Consider the following 25,972-nt stretch of genomic DNA (forward strand, 5'->3'; position numbering starts at 1 on the left):
ATCAGGAATAAACAATGTGCTCGTTAACTACTAAAATTACTATCCCTCCTTTTTTATTATTCTATTGAAATGAGTCGTGCATTTCATTTCAATCTTTTAATTATTTTATATTATAACAGTATTGGTATAATACTTTAAAATGCTCTTTCATTTTTTGTTTAGCCTCTTGAGGTGCTTTATTTTTTATGGCTTCAAAAATTGCTTCATGCTCTTTTATCCCAATTTTAGGTTGATCTTTATCACAAACATGGTTTTTCTCAAAGTTTGTAATAATTTCAGGGGTAATCATAAGCATGAATGTATTCATAGTTACATTACCGCTGGCTTTAGCTATAGCTAGATGAAACAGTAAATCTTCCTGTACGGCATCTTCACCATTCATTACTTTTTCAGTGTAGGCATCTAAAGCATTTTTTAGTTTTTCTAAATCGTCTTCCGTTCGTCTTAAAGCAGCTAAACGCACTGTTTTTAGTTCGAGTAAAATGCGTGTTTCTACTAACGATTTGAAATCTGGATCTTCTAATCTTAAAATATCATCAATCATTCCGTTCATTGCTGTAACACCAATGTTTGCTACAAAAGTGCCGCTTTGTGGTATGGATTCTAATAAACCATAAAATTCTAATTTCTGAATGGCTTCTCTAAGATTACCACGAGATACTTCAAATTTTTCAGATAACATACGTTCGGATGGTAGTTTATCACCAGGTTCAAGGTTTTTGTAGTTTATTAACTCCTTGATTTTGTGTAAAATATCCTTCTGTATGTCGTGATTGTCGTTTTTTGTAAGTATTTCTAATTTCATACTTTTTAACTTTGAAAAAATTGGTTAACCAGTTTCAGTTGCTAAATTTAAGTAATATTATAAACCAAGCCTTACTAAATCTGGATTAATTTTTACAAGTTTCGCCGAATTTCACTGATCCGAAATTTAGATCAGTAAAATTCAACTAAAAAGTTACTAGACTAAAACAATAAACTAATGCGAAACTTCTAAACTATAGTATTTAACTTCTGCAGACGTACCTTCTTCTCGAGACTGGAAATAATTTCCGGCCTTAAAGTAATTTTCGAAAATACCCCATCGCTTCATATTAATATCTTCATAAACGGCATATTCATGATTGTTTAAAGTAACAACCATTTTTCCATCGGTTACGGTCACCTCTAAAGTGAATTTTTTAAAGCCAACTTCTTGCTTAAAGGTGTATCCTTTATCATCGCCCCAAGCATCTTCATGTAGGATTTCGAGATCGGATGCATTTTTGTTTTTAAGCACTTTGGTTTTTACTCGTATTTTACCGTTTTGCCAATATATTTTTAATATTGGGGGGGCATTATTATCATCTTGTCCTATTAAATCGCGCTGTTCGTTTGTTAAGCGACCATGAATTTGCATAATAATCACTTTCGGATATTTTCCGTCGTCTTTTCTAGTGATTTTTCCCATTTGTAGGGTACCTTTCATATAGCCTCCTTGTGCAAACGTCCAATTAACTTTATTGCTTCCAGGTACCATTTGTTCTCGTAATTCGGATCTGGAATATTTGGTGTTTTTGGTTGTAGCGCCGCTAGGGAAGGCATAAAAGACTAAAGCCCCTTTTGTAGAATCGTTATACATGTATGGTTTTAACTCGGCAATTGAACCATAGTTTAATATTTCTGGTGGTTCAAATTCCATTGGTTTTTTTCCATCACCACTCGGGGTAGTTACTTTCCAATGACTTAAGTCTATTTCCGGTAACTTGTATTTTTTGCGCTTCTTTTTTTTCTTTTCCTTTTTGGCTTTCGCATCTTTAGCGTTACCCTCTTGTGCAAAGGATGTAACGCTAATAGACAAGAAAGCTATTAATAGTACGGATAATATGTTATTTTGTATATACCTCATATTTTAGTTTGCGGTAATAGATACAGAATCGATACGGATTTCTTCATCCCCACTTGTATAACCATACTCTCCTGTAGCTTCACCACCGATACCTCTCATAAATAAAGCAACACTTGTGTTAGCTCCTGAGTTGAATGTGAAAACATCTGTAAAATAATCGTCGTTTTCTGGGTTAGTTAATGTTTCAGTAAGTAAGTTGTTAGCAGCTTCTTCAACTTGAGTTATAGATGTATATCCATATCCTGAAGATGGAAATTCTGGTGCTGTTTCGTAGTATGTAGGTGTGTAGCCACTTTCATAACCGTTTCCTGATAATACTCTTATCTCTAATGAGCTAGGCATAGGCGGCGTGTTGTTAATTAAACTTTTAAAGGATGTTACTACAGTAATAGTGTAATCAACGTTTGGTACAACTTCAAACTCTTGATAGATGTGATCTGGTTCGTTGTTATCAAATTTTAATACGTTGTCCGATCCACCATTACCTGAACTAGATTCTCCTTGCTCGCCAATATCGTCATTATCCCAACCAGAACAGTTACAATCTGAAGCGTTTAATTTAGCTAGTTTATCGAAATCTGCATTCACTAAGGTCGGGTTAGGTACTTCAGGTGCCTCTGGCTCAATAACTTCAATAGATTGTGTATATGTGCTAATAGCTCCTAAATCGTCTGATGCTGTTAAGGAAACAGTATAAGTTCCTTCATCAGGAAATGTATTAACGGCATCTAACTCCATAGACATGTTACCGTCTCCAAAATCCCACAAATAATTTGTAGCACTCGTAGAGAGGTTTGAAAAACTATAGGTTAGAAACTCAGCGCCTTCTCCTTGTGTAGCTTCAAATAAAGCACTTGGAGGTGTTGCATCTGGAATTGAACCAGCTTCAGGTAGTTCATACTTTTCAAAATCACTACAAGATTGGAAGCCTATAAATAGGGTAGTGATTAATACAAAACTTAAAATTTCTTTTAATATATGTTTCATCGTTTATATTTTTTAGTACCCTGGGTTTTGGGTCATTAATCCATTACTTAAGTTAATTTCACGCTGTGGCATTGGTAGCAATAAATCTGTTGCACTAAAGCTATAGTCGTTTTCTTGAGAGAATTGTGATAAGACTTCTTGCGCTACACCAAAACGAACTAAGTCGAAAAAGCGTTGGTTTTCAAAAGCTAACTCTACACGTCTCTCCATTAATAAGTCTTCTTTACTAATGTTCGTTACTGGTGTTGTTAAACCAGCTCTGTTTCTTACTAATTGGAATGAGTTAAGTGCTGCTGAAGCAGATGTTTGCTGTCCGTCAGCCATAATAGCTTCTACATGCATAAGTAATACATCGGCATAACGGATAACAATCCAATCGTTACCTGCTGATGTAGCATCGCTAGAAGTTGCTGCAATACCTCTTTCTTCATCACCATGTGGTAAGTATTTAGCCACTTGGTTTTGTGATGGTTGACGATCATCAATTCTGTATGAGTAAAATGCGCGATCTGTTCCTCCAAATGCTTCTAAATCTGTTATAACATTGTCTGTTACATAGTTTACACCACTTGTTCTACCAACACCGTTTAACCATTCTGCTGAAAAGTTTTGACTGTCGTTTACGTTATCATTTATATAAGCTATTGAGAAGATAACTTCGTTGTTGTTTTCATTATAAAAAACATCTTTAAAGTTAGGTTCTAAGGCAAAACCACTACCCATTACTGCTTCGCATAGAATTTGAGCATCAAGGTAATTAGTGCCTTGCGTTAAATAAACTTTAGCTAATAATGCTTGAGCAGCTGCTTTTGAAGCTCTAGACTTATATTGGTTACCAATACCGTCTAATTTTTCTATAGCTAATAATAAATCGTTTTCAATAGATTCATAAACTACCTCTTTTGATATTCTTGTGAATTGAGATTCTGTATCGTCGATTGCAATAACACTGTTTATTAAAGGAATGTCTCCAAATAGTCTAACAAGATTAAAGTGTGAGTAAGCACGTACAAATCTTGCTTCTCCTTCAAATTGTTCAGCTTTTGTTTCAGACGCTACATCTAAATTTTCCATAACAATATTAGCTCTGAAAATTATGTTATAAAAACTCGTGTAGTAATCAGATACGATACCGTTGTTTGCTGTTATTGTATAACTTTCAAATTGAGCGGCTTCACCTTCACTACTTTTAGTTCTTGTGTTATCGCTTCGCATTTCCGTTAAATAAAACTCAACTTGAGTGGCGTGATTTAAATCAGCATCAGTAATTTCAGATGCATTAACACCTTGTAAGCCATCGTACATGTTTACAACTGCTGTTTCTAATTGCTGTTCAGTTGTATAATATGCCGTGGCACTAACAGCTGAAGTTGGTACTGGTTCTAGGAAATCTTCACCACAAGATGAAACAAGTAGCATTAAAGATAAACCGGTTATATATTTTATGTGTTTCATAGTTGTCATATTTTTAAAATTCTAGATTTAAACCTAATGAGATTGTACTAAAAATTGGTTTCCCTGCACGCTGATATCCATAGGTTGTACCTGATGTATCATCAATAGATTCTGGGTTAAAACCGGTATAGTCATCGGCTGTGAAATACATTAAATTTTGTCCTGCAACATAAACTCTTGCTTTGGTAATAACAGCTGTTTTAGAAATAAACTCTTTAGGAATGTTATAACCTAAGTTTACATTTCTTAAGGCGACATAAGATGCATCTTGAACAATATCATCAGTAAATATTTTTTCTTTTATAAACTCTTGATTTGGTGTGTCAGACGTAAACCCTTGAGAACTTGTAAAGTGATTGAATAAGTATTGGTCACCCATGTTTCTTACTTCAGCACCATGACTACCTTGAACCATAAAACTAAAATCGAAGTTTCCAATTTTGAAGTCATTTGATAAACTCCATACTAAATCTGGATATGGGTTACCAAGGATTGTTTTATCATCATCATCAATTACACCGTCACCATTTAAATCTTTTACATATACGCTTTCTGCTTCACCTCCAATTGGATGGTAAGGGTTAACTATGTATTGTGAAGGGATGTCATGATCTACTACCCATCCATAAAAAGAAGAAATTGGGTTTCCTACTAAATTAATCCATTCAGCAGCACGCTTATCATCTACATTTTGAATTTGTCCGTTTGAATCTCCAAAATCAACTAATTCGTTTTTATTTCTTGATGCGATTAAAGTTGTAGACCATCTGAATTTTTCTCTTGAAATATTACGTGTGGTAATTTCAAGTTCAAAACCACTATTTTCAACTTCACCTAAGTTAACTAAGGCATTTGTGAAACCTGTAGTTGATGCAATTGGGTTGTATAATAATAACTGGTCACTTGTTCGCTTGTAGTATTCAATAGAACCAGAAACGGCATTGTTAAAAAATCCGAAATCAACACCTGGGTTCATCTCAATAGAACGTTCCCATTTTAAGTCTGGATTAGCAATGTTAATTGGGTTGTAACCAGATTGAGCACCGTCATTAACAATAGCTGTTGATGAGTTTAATAATGCTAAATAAGGATAACTATCAATTAATGAATCGCCAGTATCTAGGTTTGTGTTACCTGTTACACCGTAGCTAAATCGTAGTTTTAAGGTGCTTAAAACATTACTTGAACTTAAGAAGTCTTCGTTACTTACTATCCAACCAACCGAAGCAGCAGGGAAGTATCCGTACTTGTTTTCAGGTCCAAAAACAGAAGAACCATCAGCTCTTAAACTTAAAGAAACTAAATATTTATTGTCGTATGCGTAGTTAAATCTACCAAAATAAGACATTAAACGTTGTTGGTATTCAATAGATTCTGCAGAAGCAATTGTTGGTGCTGCAGATAACGTTTGAATTAAATCAGATTCATATCCTGTTCCACGAGCAGCTTCAGAGCTTGTATCCCATTTTTCGGCTGCAAAACCTAAAATTGCTGAAATATCATGATTTCCGATAGTAGTATCGTAGTTGAAGTAATTATCTGTTACAATATGTAATCTGTTAATACTTTCAATATCTAATTGTGATGCGTCTGCACCGTTTCTACTAGCGTAGATACCTTGCCATCTTATTCTTTTTGTGTTTTGGAAATCTCCTGCTATAGAGGCTCTAAAAGTTAAGCCTTTAGCAATTTTGTATTTACCATAGAAACTACCATACATTTTAAATTTATCATCAGTACGGTTACGTTCTAAAACTTTAGCTCCTGGATTGGTGTTACTAGTAGAACTAATATTTACCATTGAACTTCCGTCGCCATATAAATCGTAATTATCAAAATGTTCTTGTGTAGCATAATCACCAGGTTTTACATTTGGATAGAGCGCAGAATCCACAAACTGAATAGTGTTTTCGTCATGATAAAGTGGTAACCATGGTGCTTGTCTTAAAATATCGTGTGTAGAACCATCAAAACGTCTTTGAGAAGTGTAAGACGGTGCTATGTTTACACCAAATGATAAACGGTCTGTTACTTTAGTATCTAAACGTAATTTTAAATTATACTTTTTGTAATCGTCTGTAAGTAATACACCTTCATCATGTAGATAGCCGAAAGTGGCACTGTATTTTGTTTTTTCACTACCACCACGGGCACTGAAAGAGTGGTTTTCAATAATACCACCATTAAAAATTATATTTTGCCAGTCGTTATCAACACCAATTAATTGTTTGTACTTGGTTCTGTCTGATAACGTACCTGTTGCAGCTAATTCTGCTGCTGCAGTTTCTGCTACTGAAAAATAGTAGTCATCACTTTGTCTAGCATCTTTCCAACCAGTATACGTGTTGTATGTAAATACTGTTTTACCTTCTTTACCTTGTTTTGTAGTAATCATGATAACCCCATTGGCAGCACGTGATCCATAAATTGCAGAAGAGGCAGCATCTTTTAATACTTCAAAAGATTCCACATCATTCATATCTAATGAACCAAGGTAGTCGTTATCTACAACTAATCCATCAACTACAATAAGTGGATCTGAACTACCTGCTAATGAACCCGTACCACGAATTCTAATAGTTGGTGCAGCACCAGCTTCACCATCGGTAGCTTGAATGTTTACACCAGAAATTTTACCAACTAAGGCATCATCAACTCTGGTAACAGCTATTTGTTCTAAATCTTTGTTTTCTACTTTAGAAATAGCACCGGTAAGGTGACTTTTTCTTTGTGTACCATAACCTATAATAACGACTTCGTCTAATTGACTAGCGTCTTCATCTAAGCTAACATTAATAGTTTGTTGGTTGTCTACTGTTACAGTTTTAGTTACATACCCAACAAATGAATATTGTAGGATGTCTCCTTTATTCACTTTCAGTTCATAATTGCCATCAAAATCAGTAGACGTCCCTTTGGCCGTCCCTAATATAATAACATTAACGCCTGGCATCGGTAGATTGTCAGCAGTTGCAAGGATTTGACCTTTTACTGTTGTTCCTTCTTGAGCCCAAATTGTAAAACTTAAGAGTAGCATTACAATTAAGAATAGATTTGTTTTCACATTCATAAATTAGTTATTTAGTTTTAGTTAAGAATAAACGTCAATAGCTACTTAAAAAACAACAGGCTCGTATTCTAAATAAAATACTTTTTAGTATTTTTGTAGATCACATGGTTCTTGCTTAAGAAACTACTGTGTATTACTTCCCTCCAAAGAAGTAAATTCCAAAAAGGATAGGCGTGCACCTATCCTTTTTTTATGGTAAAAAACTGGTTTACCAGATTGGTTTACCAAATATATATAATTTTATGTTAAATACAACGTTTTCGTAAAAAAAATGATATTTTATGTTACTAAAACATCAAATTCATAAAAACAGAGGTGTTTTATTGCATAAAGTCCTCTCTGATTGGGCTGAACACATCTATTAATATACCCGCTTTTGTACAAACAGCACCGTGCATTACGTGTGGTGGAATGTAGAAGCTATCACCGCCTTTTACTGTTTTAGTTTCGTCGCCAATGGTTAATTCATACTCGCCACTTTCAACGTAAGTAACCTGTGAGTGGTAGTGCTCATGAAGTATACCAACGGCACCAACTTCAAAACTTACTTTTACAAGCATGATTTTATCATCGTATCCCATGATTTTACGTTTTAGACCTTCGCCTACAACTTCCCATTCTATTTCATCGCCAAAAATGAATTCTTTACTAGTTCCAAATGTTTTCATCTGTAAATTTATTTATTAATTAAAGTTTAAAAAGTTTAAAAGGACCAACCCACAATTTCTTGCTACCTGCAATATCTAGTGAATGGTTGGTGTTTTCTGTGTTGTCGTCAACTGCCATGACAAACATATAAGGTTGATCGTTATATTGCCATTTTACAGCTAAATACTTGTCGTTATCTATTACAACCTCAAGATTTTTAATATAACTATATGCATTGATAGCAAATTCCGATACAGGACTGTAACTACCGTGAGCTTCAATTGTGCTAACAAAAAGTGCATTTTTACTAGCAGGTTTTCTTAAAATAAATGCAGGTTCTTTTCGTAAGTTGAACTCTGGGTCATGAGCACCAATTCTTGCAAGTATTAAGTCGTCATCTTCCGATGTAACTGTAGTTGCTGTGTAAAAAATATTGTTTTGTAACCAGTTTATATTGGCATTGGATCCGTTAGCTTTTGCTTTTCCTTCAAGAAATAAGTGTTGGTATCCATTTTCAGGACCTAATGCTTTTAAAGTCTCAGGCATATCAACTTTAAAATTTGTTGACATTATATGACCTTTATAATATAACGGTAAGTCGTACTGATTGGTGTTGTTAGAACGTACCCTCATAATATCTAATACATAAGGTTTTTGGTTGCTACTATCGGTTATAAGAACCATAGTTCTTTGTAAATTAGTTCCAGGGTAGGCATTGTTTTCAATAGCACTAGCTGCTTGAACTGCGGGGTTACTAGCATCAAAGAAATATTTTTCAGAATGGTGCTGGCTGCCTTTATCATAAATACCACCAAAATGCGATTTCCCATTTTGTACTAGAGTGTTATGCGCTATTGTTTGTTTAGCCCAAGTACTATTCTCTTTTAAGTAGTTACCGCCACCTTTCTGTTCTATATTAACAAATCGTGCTAGTCCGTAATCTTGAATTGTTTCCTGACCTTCGTTATAAAGCGAGTAGGATAATTTATCATAATGTCCGTGACTAGAACCGTGAGCAGTATATTTAAAAAGTAATTCTAAATCCTTACTTCTTAGTATTCCTAGTCCACCTTGTTTGCCATGAGGTCCATCGCGTAATTCTAAAGATTTTTTTATAAATGGTTCAGCTTTGTTAGCCTTAACGCCTAAAGCAACATTTAATCCCGTATCATCCAAAACAACTTGATCTTGTTTTTTTGCAATACTTAATAGCTGTGGGTTTTCACCACCGTAATGGTAAGCTATATCAACGGCAGTAACTAATTCACGTGAGTAATACGACATTCCTTTTTGAGCATCGTTAATAGGGAAAAAGTTTCCGCTAGCATCCGATAAATTAAGTAAGGCATCTACGGCCTTTAGAAGGACACCATCTTTATATTCGAAAATTTTAAGTTCTGGTTTTTTGTTTTGAAGTGCTTCTGCAAATATTAAAAAAGGATACATGGCATATCTTTGGTAGTAAGGGCCTTCTGTATAATAACCATCAGGAGAAAATGGCTCTTCTAAATTGCCATAAAAACCAACTTTCTGACCTTCTAATTTTATAAATCCACCGTCATCATCTTTCATACCGGCTTTTAAGTTGTCTGTTTTTAAACCATGAAGAGCACGGTCTAAAAGCACCTCGTCATTCATGACTAAAGCGATCATTCCAACGGCTACATTTCCCCAAGTACTGTGGTTGTGTACACGATTAAAAAATTGAGGATTACCAATAGATATAAAATCGGCAAAAGGTCTAAATAAATCTTTTTCAAGATAATCACGGTCTTCCTTAGAAAGCCAATTGTAAATGCAGTCGTATGCCTGACTTGTGTAAACCAACCAATTGGAGTCGTTTAAGCATTGCCAAAATATTTTGCCTCTAGCATACGAGCGTTTTTGTGGGTGTACGGGTAATGTTGGATACATTTCCGCATAAGCCATAAGCATATCACGAATATATATAGCATAACTTTCGTCTTCTAGAATTTGAAAAAGTAAACCAGCTTTTTGCATGGTTAAAAAATTCTTTTTGTGACGTTCATGTGTGTAGCCACCTGATAAATCTACAGGTAAAGGGACTGAAATACCTAATGCAATTTCAGCATCTACAGCAGCTTTGGTTTCTGCTAATGACTTGTCGAAAAGTGGAATATTGCCCAACTGTGATTTTATAGTTGAAACTCCTTCTGCTGTTAATACCAGTTTTGGATGTTCTGCAGTTGTTGTTTGAGGTTCTGGATTGTTGTTTTTTTCTGGCTTACAGGAATTGAAAATTAAGAAGGCTAATAGAAGTAAACAATAAAAATAACGATTTATATACCGATTCATAATTTTAATTTAACAATTGGTTGACCAGATTGGTTGACCAAATATATAAAAATTTATGAGATTGCTAAACTTAACTTAAAAAAACATCATAATTGATGAGGAAATCGGGTTCTAATTTTCAATATGACAATCGTAGCTATCGCCTGGTTCTAGGGTTGTTTTTATTTTTTTGTTATTGTAAGATTCTAAAACAACCGCTTTGTCTGTTAAGGATTGTAAGTGAATTTGTCCATTTTCAATACTAATGTATAAGTCGGTTTCCTTATTGAAAGTTAAGTGATGTTGACCAATTTTTAGGTTTTTTGCTTCAAACACATAGTATGTGTTGTTTTTGTAAAGAATATGACTCGCTGGATTGTTTTCGGAATTGAATGCAGTATCGAGTTGTTTCCATCCTCTAAATATTTTTGAATCTAATTGATTGTTAATTCGCTTATCAAAAGTTTCAAAAGGATATACAATAGTAATGAAACTGTAATTTGAAACAAGCTCAGAGCTTACTGTATGCCACGATTTACCACGTGCACCAGAGGATTCTACCTTGGAAACATCTTGAAGTTGGTAAATGTCTAAACCTGAACCATCATTAAAACTCGCTCTTAACAGATTAGGCTCATTTTCGGTTGTATAATGTCCTTGCCATATTTGTTTGTAAGTATGTTCTTGATTAGATTTAAAGTTGTCCTTTACAATCCAAAAGCCATCTTTACTATCTATTACTTGACGGGTATAAGCGACATCTATATTATTAAACCCATCATGTGTTCCAACAAAAATATCGAAGTTTTCAGAGGTTTCCCAAAGTATAGTTTCTGGTTTTGGAAGTTTTTTAAATTTCCCAAAACCACTACCGCCTTTATTTGACGTGTATTGTTTTCCTTGAAGTTCTTGATCAACTAAGGCTACATTTTTAACCATAGAATTTTTAAACCATTCATAATCTTCCAATGAGTAGCGTACTTGGTAATTGGGAAGTATAACTTGTCCGTTGGCCATGCCTTGAATACCAAGCATATCGCCATGTTGATGGTCGGGTTTTAAGGAATCTAAGCCGGCAGAAATAACCAACATATGATCTTTTTTATCCCAGCCATTTCGCATAATATAGTAACCTGTTTCTGGAAAATGAAGCGATTGGTATTCTGGTTTTTTCTGGTTAATATCAGTAAGCATATTTAGTTGTTCGCTGCTTAAGTACCAGAACATTTTAGCATCGATATGGCTATTTGCAAAATAACCCATTTCAGGATTGTTAAACATAACATAGCCCAAGGTTATAGCATTCGAAATAATATTGTATTCTGCCCAAGGCTGATCGGTATCATCCGATAGTACAGGTGCTGTTTTATTTGGGTAAGCAATTTTCACCAATGTGCTAAACATGTTTTTTAATTGCGATTCCCAATAGGTGCTTATTTGTAAATTGCTTTTTTTGGCTAATTGGTAAACGTAAAAATAGTTTCCAATATCGCTCATGTGGTAATGGACAGATCTTTCAAACTGAAAGCCATCCGCATTAATTTCTTTTGAAAGATGGGCTTCTAGTAATTTCATAGCATGACTATACCAAACATTAGCGCCTTCAAAATCTTGCAAGACAATTGCAATCATAGCTAAAGCGGAGAGACCACGTGTTTGGTGATTTCCTGACTTAAATTCGCTATTGTGTTCGTATAGGTGTTGTGCATGCTGTAAAAGCGTTGCGATTGTAGTTAATTGCTCCTCATCCGAATACTCTGTTTCTCCAAGAAATAAATTATGTAGCTGTAACCAATTTAAAACGCGATAACCTGATCGGAAAGCTTCGTAAATACCGTTACCGTCTTTTATAGTTTCGTAAGTATTACTTTCTAATGCTTGGTTTAGTGAACTTAGTTGTTGGGTGAAATAATCTAAATATTGTACATCTTTACCGGTATAGAAATAGTAATATCCGATATCTACCATTTTATGTTGTCTAGCCAAATGGCGTAAAGCATAGGCGTTTACAGGTTTTCCATTTTGATAGTTAAATGGTAGTTTCCATTTTGCATCTGCTTGATATTTGGTTAAATGGTCTTCAGCTCTATTGGTGTGATAGTTTTTTAATTCAGGGTAAGTTTCAAAATAGGTTTCAACACGCTTTTCATTAGTTTTCCAATCGTAAAAATAACGTTCGGAGAATTTGGTTCTAAAATAAGCGGCTAATTCAGCTTGTGTTGCTTGTTTCAATTCCGATTTAAGCGGTGCCTTCAAAAAGTTTTGTAATTCCGTATTGGGAATAATAGAATTTGAAGGTATTTGCTGAGCAAATAGCGTACTGCTACCGAATAGTAAAATTAGGCAAAGATATTTCTGAAACTGTAACAAAAGCAAGAGTTATTAGTACATTAATTTTAATTTCAAGTTCTGAACGACTTTAATTTCACCAGAGTTTTGAATTTGATTATTTTCTGGTTTCTGACTTTTTTCACCCCATAGAACTGCAATGGTTCTAACCGGGTTATTGCTAAAATTATTATCAGCAAAACGTACATTTACAATACCTCTATTTTTTATTAGAATGTTGTCTGTAGATGCTTTTCCAGAATTGGTTACTTCATTGTTTACAAAAACTAGATTTCCTCCAATAGTCGATTCATCATAACCGCCTCTGTAGTAGTCTAAGATAGTTCCGCTAACGTTGTTAAATATTGTATTTTCTATAATTACAAATTCTGAGTTGTAATCGCCTTTGTCATTCGTTTCCTTATTTAGTAAAACACCCGTTTTACAGTTTTTAATAAGGGAGTTTTTAACAGATACAGTATCTGCAAAAGAGCCTTTTGAGGTTTCTAAAACACGATTGAAATTAGCTATCTCTACTTTGTCTAAAAATAAATTATAAGCCTTGCTCATGTTTTTATCTAAAGTTGCAAACGTATTTAATTGCTCATTTCCTTTCAGGCTTACCGCTTCTAATTTAAGAGTGCCTTTCGGGTGCATTTCAAATGCGACATCGTTGTTCGTGAATTCAATTACTGCAGGCTTCGTTTCGTCTTCAGATTTTAACGTAATATGTTTATTGATAACTAAAGTTTGATTTAGTGTGTAAGTTCCTGGGCTTAATGTAATGATGTCGCCAGATGCGGCAGATTTTAAACTGCTTATAAGTGTTTCAGAATTTGAAACCTGTGCAACTTTAGCTGCAGGTATTTCTTTTTCGGCATTAAACCAAGGCGTTCCGTATTTAGATTTATCAATTACAACACGATTTTCGTCTGCACTAATTATGGCACCAACCGCATTGTTGTTTTCGGTTCTTTCTGTGCCAAACATATCGGTTTCAATAGTATCAAAATCAAAACCTGTATATATTTTGTCTGATGCTACTTTTGGTAAAATTACATAGTCTGAAAGCGTTGTAGCAGTCATACTTGTTTCAATTAAACCTTTTGGTTTTACCTCACTATCATTAGGGTTGTTAGTATAGTTGTTTACAAAATTTACACCATCAACCTTGTCGTAGTTTTTTATCGGGTAATTAAATGCAGTTTCATTATAGATTACATTATTTGCTAAGGTTGTACGCTTAGGCCTTGCCGAACGGATTTCTGATTTTGGTAATACGGCACTTTGACTCACATTAGATCCCACGCTGAAATGGAAAGGTGTTTGGCATTCAACAAAAGTATTGTAAGCCATAACAACATCTGTTACTTGATTATAACGGTTTTGTGGTGATTTAGGAATTCCGTTCATAACAGCTAATGGTGCTCTAAACGTGTTTCCTTTTAATTTGTAGAAATAGTTGTTAGTAATCCAGTGTCCAGTGTTTATTACACGAATTCCACCAATAAAAGGTGAATTATCGTTTCCAATAAACATGTTGCCGTCTATAGTGGCGTAATTTCCATGACGAAGTACTAAAGAACCTTCACTTTCAAAAAATACGTTGTTTTTAAATACATTGTAATTGGATTTACTTGAAATAATTTCCACTTCACCATTACACTTTTCAAATAGGTTGTTAGCTACATAAGTGTGAGACGGTGCCATAGAAGTTCCACTATCTCCAATTTGCATTGTTTCACCATGAGGACCACCTTTACGTGGACGTGGGCCAAAATGATTATTAACAATTTTATGGTGGTTTTTAATATGCTCATTACCTTTTAGTACAACCATTACTGTTGGTCCAAAGTTTGATTTTCCAGCAATATAAGAGTTGCTTAACTCATTATGTCTCCCCCAAAATTCAACCCAGTGATCTGTATCATCTCTATCAGGTTGTGTGAATTCTTCAATAACAATATTGCTAACTTTTGAGTGATTAGCAAATAAGGTATCGTTTATTTTAAAACGAATAACACTAGCACCTGGTGTGTATCCATTTTTAAAATATAGTCCTTCAACTTGTAAATACTCACCACCAATTTCTAATTTAGAAGCCCCCTCAATACTCACTAATCCCGGCGTTTCAGCTTTAAGTGTTATGGGTTGTTTTTCGGTACCCACACCTTTTAGTTGTATTGAAACATCTGTCCAAACACCATTGGCCATAACTATTTCATCACCTGCTTTTGCACTGTCGATAGCTTTGTTTAGCTCATCAATATTGTGAACTAGACTAGGTTTTAGGGTTTGTGTTGGTTTTGTACAGGAACTAATAGCTAAGCATAGGCTTAACACAATTAAAAATCTTTGCATTATTTGCGGTTTAATTATAAGGATTGGTTTACCAGATTGGTTTACCAAATATATGGCTATTTGTGCACTAAACAAACATTTCCTTATTTTTTAGCGAAAACTATTAAGTATCACGCAATAAATTATCCAAATAATAGGAATAAGATAATTAGTTGGGGTATTGTAAAAGGCGATTGATTAAATGAAGGTGGTATTTTGTTGCCGAAAGTAGGTAGCTTATCTATAAAAACCCATTTCATCAATATAAGTCCATACCGATGCAGGGAGCATAGGTTTAATGTTTATATCGTTTTTAATGGCGTTTCTAATAAAAGTTGAAGAGATTTCCATAATAGGTGCTGCCACGTGATGAATACGTTTGTGGTCTGAAAACTGCGTGTCTATTTGTCCTCCGGAAATTCTAGGGTACACGTATATATCGTGGTTGTCTAAAATAGCTTGGTAGTTTTTCCACTTGTGTAGACTCTTTAAATTGTCTTCACCCATGATTAAAGAGAACTCATGGTTGGGGTGTTTTTCTTGTAAATGGACTAATGTATTTACAGTATAATTAGGTTGCGGTAATGAAAACTCAATATCACTTGGTTGTAGTTTATCATAAGCCTCGGTAGCCCGATATACCATTTCTAATCGCTGGTAATTATCTAGTAGCGATTGCTTTTTCTTAAAAGGGCTTTGGGGAGTAACAACTAGCCATATTTGATCTAAATCACTTTGTTCCGCTAACTGATTGGCAATAATAAGATGCCCAATATGAATGGGGTTAAATGTTCCAAAATACAAACCTATTTTCATGGTTGTTGTTTTAGGATTTTAAAAAATTTGTCACCAAGTTTTCGGCCTCACCTAAGGCTTTCTCTAAATCATCATTTTCTATAATAACATCAAAAAGTGGGGCAGTAGCTAATTCGGCAGAGGCTTTAGCAATACGCATGTTTATTTTATCTTCACTTTCTGTTTTACGTTTTTTCAAACGTATTTTTAATTCATCAATACTTGGCGGTTTAACAAAAATAGCTAAGGTTTCGTCAGGGAATTTTCGTTTAATACGTAGTCCTCCAGATACATCAATATCAAAAATAACGTGTTTCCCTTGGGCCCAGATTCTTTCGACTTCTGTTTTTAGCGTGCCATAAAAATTATCGCGATACACCTCTTCCCATTCCAAAAACTCATCGTGTTTAATTTTGTTCTTAAACTCATCTGCCGATAAAAAATAGTAGTCTTTACTATCTATCTCTTCACCGCGTTTTTCACGTGAGGTTGCCGAAATAGAAAATTCTAAATTTAACGTATTTAAACCTAAAAGGTGACGTACAATAGTTGTTTTACCAGACCCTGAAGGTGCCGAGAATACAATTAATTTTCCTTTAGGGGTGTTATTTTGTGCTGCCAATGTTTTTGTTTTTTTGAGAAAATCGCTTTTGCGTAATCTTAAATTATTATAGAACGTTTAGTAGTTGTTCTTTTATTTTTTCCAATTCATCTTTCATTTGAACAACTAATTTTTGCATAGGTGCGTAATTACTTTTTGAACCGATGGTATTTATTTCACGTCCCATTTCTTGACTAATAAATCCTAATTTTTTTCCATTAGAATCAGCAGAATCTAGTGTTTTTAAAAAATAGTCTAAATGGTTTTTTAAGCGTACTTTTTCTTCAGTGATATCAAATTTTTCAATATAGAAAACAAGTTCTTGCTCAAACCTGTTGGCATCAACCTTTTCTTTTAATTCTTCAACACCTTTGCGTAAACGCTCACGGACACCTTCTATACGCTCAGGGTCCATAATTATAATTTCTTCTAAAACACGACTAATACTTGCTACACGATTTTTAAAATCAGCCTCCAAAACTTCACCTTCATCTAATCGGTAAGTTGCAATGTTTTTAAGTGCATTTTTAACTTCGTCTAATATTGTGCTCCATTCTGTTTCATCTATTTCTTCACGTTCCGTATTTAAAGCGTCTGGGAATCTTACGGCCATTTTAAGTAATTCCGTTTCATCACCATCTACAATTTCTTTAAGCTGATTGATATATTGCTTAACGGCAGGTTTATTTATTTGGGTGCTAGTTTCTTCACCGGTCATCTCTACGTAAATAGAAAAATCAATTTTACCACGCTCTAATTGTTTGCCAATAAGTTTGCGTAAACTCAGTTCTTTTTCTCTGTAAATTGAAGGCATTCTAGCATTCAAATCCAAGTTTTTACTATTCAGGGATTTTATTTCAATTGTTACTTTTTTGGTTGGTAACTGTAAAACAGATTTCCCATAACCGGTCATTGAATGTATCATAATTCTTAAATAAAGTTGCACAAAGGTAATTAAAACTAGAGGTTTAGAAAACTGTTATAGAATATTATGTGCTGCAATTAGATTTATGTAGTTTTGTAACTTAAATTTTTATGAAATGTATACCAAACAATTTGAAATTCGTTGGAGTGATGTAGATGCTAATAGGCATCTAGCTAATAGTGCTTATACTAATTTTATGAGTCATACCCGAATGGCCTTCTTGATTGAAAAGGGATTCTCTATGAAAGAGTTAGCGCATTTTAATATTGGACCTGTGGTTTTTTATGAGCACATGTACTATTTTAAAGAGGTGTTTATGGGGAAACCACTTACCGTAAGTTTGGAGGTGTCTGGGATGAGTGCCGATGGGACATTTTTTAAATTTGATCACAATTTTTACAACCATAAAGGCGAAAATATAGCGCATTGTGAAATGCTTGGAGCTTGGATGGATTTAAAAACACGTAAGCTTATAAGTTTACCTGCCGAGCTTTTAGAGGCTGCTCAATTATTTCCAAAATCTAAAAGCTATAAGGAGTTAACAAAAGAAGATACACGAGTTTCAGGAAAGAAACCCGTGCATTTGAATAGCTAATACTTTCATTTGTTTAGTACCGCTTTTAGCGCTTCAATATTTTTCTTGGAATTCCCTATAAAAATCTGATTGTTATAAAGAATTACTGGGCGACTTAAAAACGTGTAATGTTCAAGTATATACTGTTTGTAATCCGCTTCTTTTAGGTTTGCATTTTTTAAATCCATTTCTTTATAAAGTTTAGCGCGTTTACTAAATAATGCTTCATAGCTGCCGGAAAGTGCTTGCATTTCCTCCAGTTGAGACGCGGTAATGCTCTCTTTCTTTATGTCTTGAAATACAAAGTCTTCGGGCCAGTTTATAGAATTTATTATGCGAGTACACGTACTGCAAGTTTTTAAATAGTATACTTTATTCATGCTGCTATAAGTTATTTGTAATTTAAATAGGGTAATACCTCCTGATACGGTATGGTGAATTCTGTTAATCCTGTGGCATAAGGTGCTACTTCGTAACTGTTGTAAAGTAAAATAAGACCTTCGTTGTTAAAACCTATATTTTGAGATAACACAAAATTATTCGGATCAAAATAAGCCGATCTATTTTCGGCTATTGTAGTATCAAAGTGCGTTTTAGCAATAGCTTTAAAAGCATCAATATTATTAAGTAATTGCGAATTCTTTATAAGTTGTCCTGTTAAAGCATCCAGATTTATAAAGCTTATATTTAAGCTGCCGTGAGCACCACCTGTATTCAGGTAGCTTGTAATAGCAATCGATATTATAGCATCGGATTCGTACATAATTTCACCATCTATTTGGGCGTCCCAAACAAGATGGCTTTCTGGAAAATCGTTTTTAAAGTTAGCAAAGTCACTATTAAATTTATTAATACTTTCTGATACTGTTTTTGCTTGAGTTTCACCTTCAATATTTGTGCTTAGACTACTAATAATGCTAGAAGAAATAGCGTTGTTTATATTTTGAGAAACCAAATCGTTTCCTTTGGCAACAGGAATGTTTATTTCAACAATTTTATTGTGCTCCGTTGTTAAGGTTGTTTCCGAAAACTGCCGCTTTTCAGCATCTTCCTCACAAGCAGTCACAATGCTAATCAAAGCCAAAACAAAGAGTAGTTTTTTCATGAAAATGAGATACGTTAATTTTGTAATAAAGGTAATTATTGCGTTTGAATACACCGAATTAAACCCGAACTTTATACAAAATTTAAGTGTTTTTAAAAGACGGTGTTTTTTTAAGTAACTAAAATCAATAATCATAACGAACTATAATTATAATAAAACCAGTAACCTATGAAATTTAATACCAAAGCCATTCATGGTGGACAGAAACCAGATCCTGCTTATGGTGCTGTAATGCCGCCCATTTATCAGACATCTACCTATGCACAAGAAACACCAGGAAAACATAAAGGGTTTGCCTATTCGCGAAGTCATAACCCTACAAGAAGTGCTTTGGAAGATGCCGTTGCAAGTTTAGAAAATGGCAATTATGGTTTAGCTTTTGGTTCGGGTTTAGCAGCTATTGATGCTGTTATAAAACTATTGAATCCAGGCGATGCTGTTATTTCTACTAGCGATTTATACGGAGGTACGTACCGGTTATTTAAAGGTGTTTTTGAAAAATATGGAATAAAATTCGATTTTGTTGATATGGGATCAGCGGATAATATTGAAGCGTATATAACCGAAAATACGAAGTTGATTTGGATTGAAACACCTACAAACCCAATGATGAATATTATTGATGTTCAAGCTTGCGCCGAAATAGCTAAGAAACATCAGGTTTTATTGGCGGTCGATAATACATTTGCAACGCCTTACTTGCAACAGCCTCTAGATTTAGGTGCTGATATTGTTATGCATTCGGCAACCAAATACTTCGGTGGTCATAGTGATGTGGTAATGGGAGTTCTAGCAGTTAAAGATGAAACTTTAGCTAATAAACTGTATTTTATACAAAATGCAAGTGGAGCTGTTTGTGGTCCTCAAGATAGTTTTTTAGTTTTAAGAGGTATAAAAACTCTGCATGTTAGAATGCAACGCCATTGCGAGAATGGACAAGCAATAGCACATTTTTTAAATAAGCACCCAAAAATTGAAAAGGTGTATTGGCCAGGTTTTGAAAACCACCCGAATCATGCTATTGCTAAAAAGCAAATGCGCGATTTTGGAGGGATGATTTCTTTTACAACTAAAGCTAATAATTATGATGAAGCTATAAAGATTGTTGAGAATTTAAAAGTCTTTACTTTGGCTGAATCATTAGGTGGTGTGGAGTCGCTTGCAGGGCATCCTGCTAGTATGACACATGCTAGTATTCCTAAGGAAGAACGTGAGAAAATAGGTGTAGTCGATTCGCTAATCCGATTAAGTGTTGGTATTGAAGATATCAGCGACTTAATAGCCGATTTAGAACAAGCTATTAATTAAAATGAAAAAGCCTCAAAAATTATCAGATTTTTGAGGCTTTTTTATAGGTCTAAGTTTCTAATTAATCTAAATAATAAATGTAACCTACGTTAAGCCATACTAGCCAATCGTTGTATTTATTGGAGTCGGCAACATGATTTAAGCCGTCTATCCAATCGCTGAAATAGGATTGTAAACGTAAATCAAGCATTAGGTCGGAAAGCGTTGTTAGTTTGTAACGTACACCGGCACTTGCAACCATGGTCCACGCTGTTCCAGATGATGGGTCTACGTCTCCAGGTTCCCAGCCGCCCCAAAAATTGTTGGCATTTAATACGTTGTTATCTGCAACACCAGTTGTAGGGTCTACATAATCAGTATATACTTTTGGATTATAGGATGTAAAGTGCACACCTAAACTAACAAATGGCGCTAAACGATAGGCAAACCCTTGAAAGTCTCTAATACTTAATGGAAAATATTCCAATTGCATTCCTATATCTAAATTGTTGGCTTCCCCAGTATGCGCGCGAAGTTTAGCCGCATTTTCAGAATTACCTTCAGCCCATAGGCCGTGGTGTTCTAATTTTGTTGTGTTAAAAGAAATTTCACTACGTAGTTTAAAGTGATCATTCCAATAGGTGTCTGTTGAATAACAGTTACAATCAGATCGGTAAGCAAAGTTTATGTAGTGAATAATACCAATACCAAAACCGGAGTTTCCATAGTTGGTACCTTCATCACCTCGAACTCCAAAATCCGATCTAAATTGAACAGGACCTACAATAGCCCCAATCTCATGAGAGAATCCTAATTGGGAAAACCCTAAATTAACACTAGAAATTAGGATTATTAATACAGTTAATAGCTTCAGTTTAAACATACTCTAATTTTAGTGTACTTTAAGGATTATGCTAACAAATATATAAAATAGGTGTAATTAACCAAACTAAAAATTATAAAACATCAAATTGTTAACACGAGAATTTAAGCTTCAATAAATAAATTGTTTTCAAGAAGTTATCGAGTATGAATTAAAAATAATAACCGTCGTTTTTTTGAATTAAACGTATATTTGTAATCACATAACTATTTATTATTAAATTTTTTAAATGAGAAAGTAAATGAAAGACAAAATAGATGCTTTTTTAGACTTTGTAAAAAAGAAGGACGGACATGAGCCTGAGTTTTTACAAGCGGTACATGAAGTGGCTGAAACTGTAATTCCGTTTATTGAAAACAATCCTAAATATAAGGGTAAAATGTTATTAGAACGGATGGTTGAACCAGAACGCACCATTATTTTTAGAGTTCCATGGATTGATGATAATGGTCAGACTCAAGTAAACCGTGCTTTTAGAGTCGAATTTAATTCGGCAATTGGTCCTTACAAGGGTGGTTTGCGCTTTCATCCTTCTGTAAACCTTAGTATTCTGAAATTTTTAGGATTTGAGCAGGTTTTTAAAAACTCTTTAACAACGTTACCAATGGGTGGCGGTAAAGGAGGTTCGGATTTTGATCCAAAAGGTAAAAGCGATAATGAAGTTATGCGTTTTTGTCAATCGTTTATGACTGAGTTATTTCGTCATATTGGCCCAAATACGGATGTGCCTGCTGGTGATATTGGTGTTGGTGGTCGTGAAGTTGGCTATATGTTTGGTCAGTATAAGCGTTTAAAAAATGAATTTACAGGTGTTTTAACCGGTAAAGGTATTTCTTTTGGAGGTTCATTAATTCGTCCGGAAGCTACAGGATATGGTTGTGTTTATTTTGCACAGAATATGCTAGCTACCAAACAAGACTCTCTAAAGGGTAAAACTGTTGTTATTTCTGGTTCTGGAAACGTTGCGCAATATGCTTGCGAGAAAGTAACAGAATTAGGTGGTAAGGTTGTTACTATGTCAGATTCTTCAGGGTACATTCATGATGAAGCAGGAATTGATACAGAAAAACTGCAGTACATCATGGAAATTAAAAATGAAAAACGCGGTCGTATTCATGAGTATTTAGAAAAATACCCCGATGCTACCTTCCATAGTGGCCAAAGACCATGGTCTGTAGCCTGCGATGTAGCTATGCCATGTGCAACACAAAATGAATTAAATAGAGAAGAGGCTGAAACGCTTATATCTAATAATGTTTTAGCGGTTGCAGAAGGTGCTAATATGCCAGCTACACCAGAAGCTGTTGAGGCATTTCAAAAAGCAAAAGTTATGTTTGCTCCAGGAAAAGCATCTAATGCTGGTGGTGTTGCAACTTCAGGTTTAGAAATGAGTCAGAATTCATTACGTTACAATTGGACACGTGAAGAAGTCGATTCTAAACTACACCAAATTATGGATGATATTCATACCTCTTGTGTCACTTATGGAACTCAAGAAGATGGTTATATTGATTATGTTAAAGGTGCAAATATTGCCGGTTTCGTAAAAGTAGCCGATGCTATGCTTGCTCAAGGTGTTGTGTAAACAGCTAATTATATATTGAAATAAAAAGTCTTCTACTAAAAATAGGAGGCTTTTTTATTTAAAAACATATGATTTCCATATGAAACTCGTTAGTATTAAATATATTTGAAACTTAAACAAAGGCTATGTTCAAGCGCGTTATTATTTTTTTAGTTTTTCTGATGCCATGCATTCATATGGCTCAAAACTTTTCGGCTTTATGGAAAGGTCATTATTCGTATTTAAATATTAAAGATGTATCACAAGGTAATGGAAAGTTGTATGCAGCTGCCGAAAATGCCATATTTGTATACGATACCGAAACACAGGAAACACAAACTATATCTACGGTTAACGGACTTGCTGGTGAGCAAATTTCACAAATTTACTACAGTGAAGCCTACGAATTAATTGTTGTGGGTTACGAAACGGGTTTAATAGAAATTGTTTTTGATAATGATGATGAAGTCTTATCGGTTGTTGATATTTTAAATAAGGTAACCATTCCACCAACCCGAAAACGCATCAATCATTTTAATGAATATAACGGCTACATTTATATAGCAACCGATTATGGAATTTCAGTTTACGATTTAGCGAGTCTGGAGTTTGGAGATACCTATTTTATTGGTACGGGCGGTTCGCAAGTGACAGTAGAGCAAACTACTTTTTTTGATGACTATATTTATGCAGCCTGCCAAGATGCTGGTGGTGTAAGACGTGCGGAAATATCAAACCCCGATTTAATAGATTTTCAACAATGGCAAACAGTTGTTGCTGGTAGTTATACGGCTGTTGAAGCTTTAGATACCAAGTTGTATGCTTCTAAAACAGATAATAACCTATATGATATTAGCTCCGGAAATTTAACCGATTTGTTACTTCAGTTTCCTTCTACACCGCTTGATTTACGTGCTGTATCAGACCATTTACTTATAACAATTAGAAACCGTGTTTATGTATTTAATTCTAATTTTGGAATTATAGCAAGTGTTAATGCGCTTGCAGATTATCCTGGGAATTATAGTGCAGCAACTATTATTGACGACTACCTTTATATCGGTACCGAAGAATACGGTATTCTAAAAACACCACTTGACGGGCATGATACTTTTGAAGAAATTCATCCAGTTGGCCCTTTGTCAAACGATTCGTTTGCTATTGAAGCAAGCCCAAATAATTTGTGGTTAACCTACGGTGAATACAGTTTAACGTATAATCCGGGTGTTTTACAAAGACTCGGAATAAGTCACCTTATAGAGGATGGTGAAACCTGGGTTAATATTTCAAAAGATAGCGTATTGGTTGCTCGCGATTTAAATAAAATTTCAATTAACCCCTTCAATCCACAACAAGTATTTATCAGTTCGTTTAACGATGGCCTTTTAGAAGTTAATGATAATGTACCAACCATTTTATATAACGAGTCTAATAGTGGTTTGGAATCGTTGGTTCTAGCAGGTTCTCCCGATTTTAAGAGTATTCGTTTAAACGCATCTACTTTTGATAGGGAAGGGAAATTATGGACCATGACTGCTCGTGTGGGAAGCCCTCTGAAATCCTACGACCCGACTACCGGAGCATGGCAAAGTTATGATTTTCTAGACCTGATACAAGATGGATTAAATGAGTGGGGATATGACGAGGTTGTAATAGATAATAATGGTACCAAGTGGATTGGTGGTTATAAATTTGGTTTAATAGGGTATAATGAAAATAATAGCGGTAGGAAGATTGCCAACATCTCTACCGATGAGGAGAACATTCCATCAACCTTTGTTACGGCTTTGGCTGTAGATCAACGCGACCAGGTGTGGATTGGTACTGTTAGTGGTTTACGTGTTTTATACAATACCTCAAACTTTTTTACAGATGATAATGTGCAGGCCGAGTCGGTAATTATTCTGGACAATGGCGTGCCTAGTGAGTTGCTATACCAGCAGTTTGTTTCGGATATAGAAGTTGATGGTTCAAATAATAAATGGATTGCTACCATTGGCACTGGTTTGTATTATTTTTCTGCAGATGGTCAGGAAACACTGTATCACTTTACAAAAGATAATTCGCCATTACCATCCAATATTATTATTGATGTGGCTATCGATTCCGGTTCTGGAAGAATTTATATTGCTACCGATGGTGGTTTGGTGTCCTTTGGATCGGGAAGTTCGGAAGCTCAAGAGTCGCTTGAAGATGCTTATGTATATCCAAACCCTGTACGTCCAACATTTAATATTACAGAGGATAAGGTTAAAATAAAAGACATTTCCGATAATGTGAATATCAAAATTACCGATATTGAAGGTAATTTGGTAGCCGAAGCGCAGTCTAATACAAATGCTAGATATCAAGGATATAATTTAGAAATTGATGGAGGCGTAGCGTATTGGAATGGTAAAAACCTAGCCAATAATGTTGTTCGAACTGGGGTGTATTTAGTTATGTTATCTGATTTAGATACCTTTGAAACTAAAGTTATTAAACTTATGGTTGTTCGCTAATGGCTAGCGCAACAAAAGCCATAGTGCTCTCAAAAATTAAGTATCGTGATAACGATTTAATTGTTGGTTGCTATACCGAAAATCGGGGGGTTACTAGTTATCTTATTCGCGGGGCATATAAAAGTAAACGTCCTGGCACCGTAGCTTACTATCAATTGCTGTCTCAATTAGAAATTGTAGAAAACTATAAACCCAAACAATCACTTCATTACATTAAGGAGGTAAAATCGAGTTTTGTTTATAGCTCTTTACATACCAATGTTATTAAAAGTAGTATTGTACTTTTCCTTTCCGAAGTATTAGCAAATGTACTAAAAGAAGAGGAGGAGAATACTTTGTTGTTTACCTATCTAGAAACGGCCTTGCAGTGGTTGGATTCAGAAAGTAACTACGCTAATTTTCATTTGTTATTTTTATTAAAACTCACCAAACATCTTGGTTTTTATCCTGATACAACACAAACTGAAACAGGTGTTTTTAATTTAGAATCTGGTTATTTCGAACCGGATGCCAAGCATATTTATGCTATTTCATCTACCAATAATACGATTTTAAAGCAGTTTTTAGGCATGAATTTTGATGCCTTAAATACTGTAAAGTTAAACGCTACCCAACGTCAAGCGTTTTTAAACATGCTTATGCAGTATTATGAGTTTCATTTGGGATATTTTAAAAAACCAAAATCCCTACAGATACTCAATCAGATATTTAAATAACAATTTATAA

At 34.6% G+C, this 25,972-nt stretch carries 20 protein-coding genes; 5 read left to right on the forward strand and 15 right to left on the reverse strand.

What is annotated here, in order from left to right; genetic code table 11:
* Positions 1 to 100 precede the first annotated feature (100 nt).
* The 12 genes from ACW5R3_RS02310 to ACW5R3_RS02365 form a co-directional block, all read right to left on the reverse strand.
* Entirely contained in the window at positions 101 to 805 is a 705-nt protein-coding gene (locus ACW5R3_RS02310; protein ID WP_456578009.1) for a FadR/GntR family transcriptional regulator, read from the reverse strand.
* A gap of 174 nt (positions 806 to 979) precedes the next feature.
* Positions 980 to 1,888, reverse strand: coding sequence for a polysaccharide lyase family 7 protein (locus ACW5R3_RS02315; RefSeq protein ID WP_456578010.1), 909 nt, complete (start codon positions 1,886 to 1,888; stop codon positions 980 to 982).
* Between the two features lie 3 nt (positions 1,889 to 1,891).
* The gene (locus tag ACW5R3_RS02320; RefSeq protein WP_456578011.1) at positions 1,892 to 2,875 is read right to left on the reverse strand and encodes a PKD domain-containing protein; all 984 of its coding nucleotides are present in this window, start codon (positions 2,873 to 2,875) and stop codon (positions 1,892 to 1,894) included.
* Positions 2,876 to 2,887: 12 nt separating this feature from the next.
* Entirely contained in the window at positions 2,888 to 4,330 is a 1,443-nt protein-coding gene (locus ACW5R3_RS02325) for a RagB/SusD family nutrient uptake outer membrane protein (protein WP_456578012.1), read from the reverse strand.
* Between the two features lie 13 nt (positions 4,331 to 4,343).
* The gene (locus tag ACW5R3_RS02330) at positions 4,344 to 7,400 is read right to left on the reverse strand and encodes a SusC/RagA family TonB-linked outer membrane protein (protein ID WP_456578013.1); all 3,057 of its coding nucleotides are present in this window, start codon (positions 7,398 to 7,400) and stop codon (positions 4,344 to 4,346) included.
* 320 nt (positions 7,401 to 7,720) lie between these two features.
* A complete protein-coding gene (locus tag ACW5R3_RS02335) occupies positions 7,721 to 8,068 on the reverse strand; it encodes a cupin domain-containing protein (protein ID WP_456578014.1) in 348 nt (115 codons plus the stop codon).
* A 19-nt stretch (positions 8,069 to 8,087) separates the two neighbouring features.
* Positions 8,088 to 10,364 (reverse strand): heparinase II/III domain-containing protein, encoded by a 2,277-nt coding sequence (locus tag ACW5R3_RS02340; RefSeq protein WP_456578015.1) that lies wholly within the window; start codon positions 10,362 to 10,364, stop codon positions 8,088 to 8,090.
* Positions 10,365 to 10,475: 111 nt separating this feature from the next.
* On the reverse strand, positions 10,476 to 12,599 hold the full coding sequence (locus ACW5R3_RS02345) for a heparinase II/III family protein (protein WP_456578016.1): 2,124 nt from the start codon (positions 12,597 to 12,599) through the stop codon (positions 10,476 to 10,478).
* Positions 12,600 to 12,725: 126 nt separating this feature from the next.
* A complete protein-coding gene (locus tag ACW5R3_RS02350; RefSeq protein WP_456578017.1) occupies positions 12,726 to 15,032 on the reverse strand; it encodes a chondroitinase-B domain-containing protein in 2,307 nt (768 codons plus the stop codon).
* 216 nt (positions 15,033 to 15,248) lie between these two features.
* On the reverse strand, positions 15,249 to 15,827 hold the full coding sequence (nadD, locus tag ACW5R3_RS02355; RefSeq protein WP_456578018.1) for a nicotinate (nicotinamide) nucleotide adenylyltransferase: 579 nt from the start codon (positions 15,825 to 15,827) through the stop codon (positions 15,249 to 15,251).
* 10 nt (positions 15,828 to 15,837) lie between these two features.
* Entirely contained in the window at positions 15,838 to 16,428 is a 591-nt protein-coding gene (gene gmk, locus ACW5R3_RS02360) for a guanylate kinase (protein WP_456578019.1), read from the reverse strand.
* Positions 16,429 to 16,474: 46 nt separating this feature from the next.
* Positions 16,475 to 17,332, reverse strand: a complete 858-nt coding sequence (locus ACW5R3_RS02365; protein WP_456578020.1) for a YicC/YloC family endoribonuclease — start codon at positions 17,330 to 17,332, stop codon at positions 16,475 to 16,477.
* A 115-nt stretch (positions 17,333 to 17,447) separates the two neighbouring features.
* Between ACW5R3_RS02365 and ACW5R3_RS02370 the strand changes: the two genes are divergently transcribed.
* Positions 17,448 to 17,927: an acyl-CoA thioesterase gene (locus ACW5R3_RS02370; protein WP_456578021.1), complete on the forward strand. Its 480-nt coding sequence runs from the start codon at positions 17,448 to 17,450 to the stop codon at positions 17,925 to 17,927.
* A gap of 5 nt (positions 17,928 to 17,932) precedes the next feature.
* On the opposite strand, the gene ACW5R3_RS02375 is transcribed toward ACW5R3_RS02370, so the two are convergent.
* Both ACW5R3_RS02375 and ACW5R3_RS02380 read right to left on the reverse strand, forming a co-directional pair.
* Positions 17,933 to 18,286, reverse strand: a complete 354-nt coding sequence (locus ACW5R3_RS02375; RefSeq protein ID WP_456578022.1) for an arsenate reductase family protein — start codon at positions 18,284 to 18,286, stop codon at positions 17,933 to 17,935.
* Positions 18,287 to 18,297: 11 nt separating this feature from the next.
* Positions 18,298 to 19,011 (reverse strand): PdaC/SigV domain-containing protein, encoded by a 714-nt coding sequence (locus ACW5R3_RS02380; RefSeq protein WP_456578023.1) that lies wholly within the window; start codon positions 19,009 to 19,011, stop codon positions 18,298 to 18,300.
* A gap of 168 nt (positions 19,012 to 19,179) precedes the next feature.
* On the opposite strand from ACW5R3_RS02380, the gene ACW5R3_RS02385 reads away from it, so the two are divergent.
* The gene (locus ACW5R3_RS02385; protein ID WP_456578024.1) at positions 19,180 to 20,319 is read left to right on the forward strand and encodes a cystathionine gamma-synthase; all 1,140 of its coding nucleotides are present in this window, start codon (positions 19,180 to 19,182) and stop codon (positions 20,317 to 20,319) included.
* Positions 20,320 to 20,380: 61 nt separating this feature from the next.
* Here ACW5R3_RS02385 and ACW5R3_RS02390 read toward each other — a convergent pair whose 3' ends face one another.
* Positions 20,381 to 21,181, reverse strand: coding sequence for a THC0290_0291 family protein (locus tag ACW5R3_RS02390; protein WP_456578025.1), 801 nt, complete (start codon positions 21,179 to 21,181; stop codon positions 20,381 to 20,383).
* Positions 21,182 to 21,422: 241 nt separating this feature from the next.
* Between ACW5R3_RS02390 and gdhA the strand changes: the two genes are divergently transcribed.
* The 3 genes from gdhA to recO all read left to right on the forward strand — a co-directional run bounded on the left by gdhA (position 21,423) and on the right by recO (position 25,962).
* Positions 21,423 to 22,766, forward strand: a complete 1,344-nt coding sequence (gene gdhA, locus ACW5R3_RS02395) for an NADP-specific glutamate dehydrogenase (protein ID WP_456578026.1) — start codon at positions 21,423 to 21,425, stop codon at positions 22,764 to 22,766.
* A gap of 176 nt (positions 22,767 to 22,942) precedes the next feature.
* The gene (gene porZ, locus ACW5R3_RS02400; RefSeq protein WP_456578027.1) at positions 22,943 to 25,246 is read left to right on the forward strand and encodes a type IX secretion system anionic LPS delivery protein PorZ; all 2,304 of its coding nucleotides are present in this window, start codon (positions 22,943 to 22,945) and stop codon (positions 25,244 to 25,246) included.
* Entirely contained in the window at positions 25,246 to 25,962 is a 717-nt protein-coding gene (gene recO, locus ACW5R3_RS02405) for a DNA repair protein RecO (RefSeq protein WP_456578028.1), read from the forward strand. The genes porZ and recO overlap by 1 nt, the downstream gene beginning before the upstream one ends.
* Positions 25,963 to 25,972: the final 10 nt, after the last annotated feature.

The sequence above is a fragment of the Algorimicrobium bowmanii genome (genome assembly GCF_054031195.1).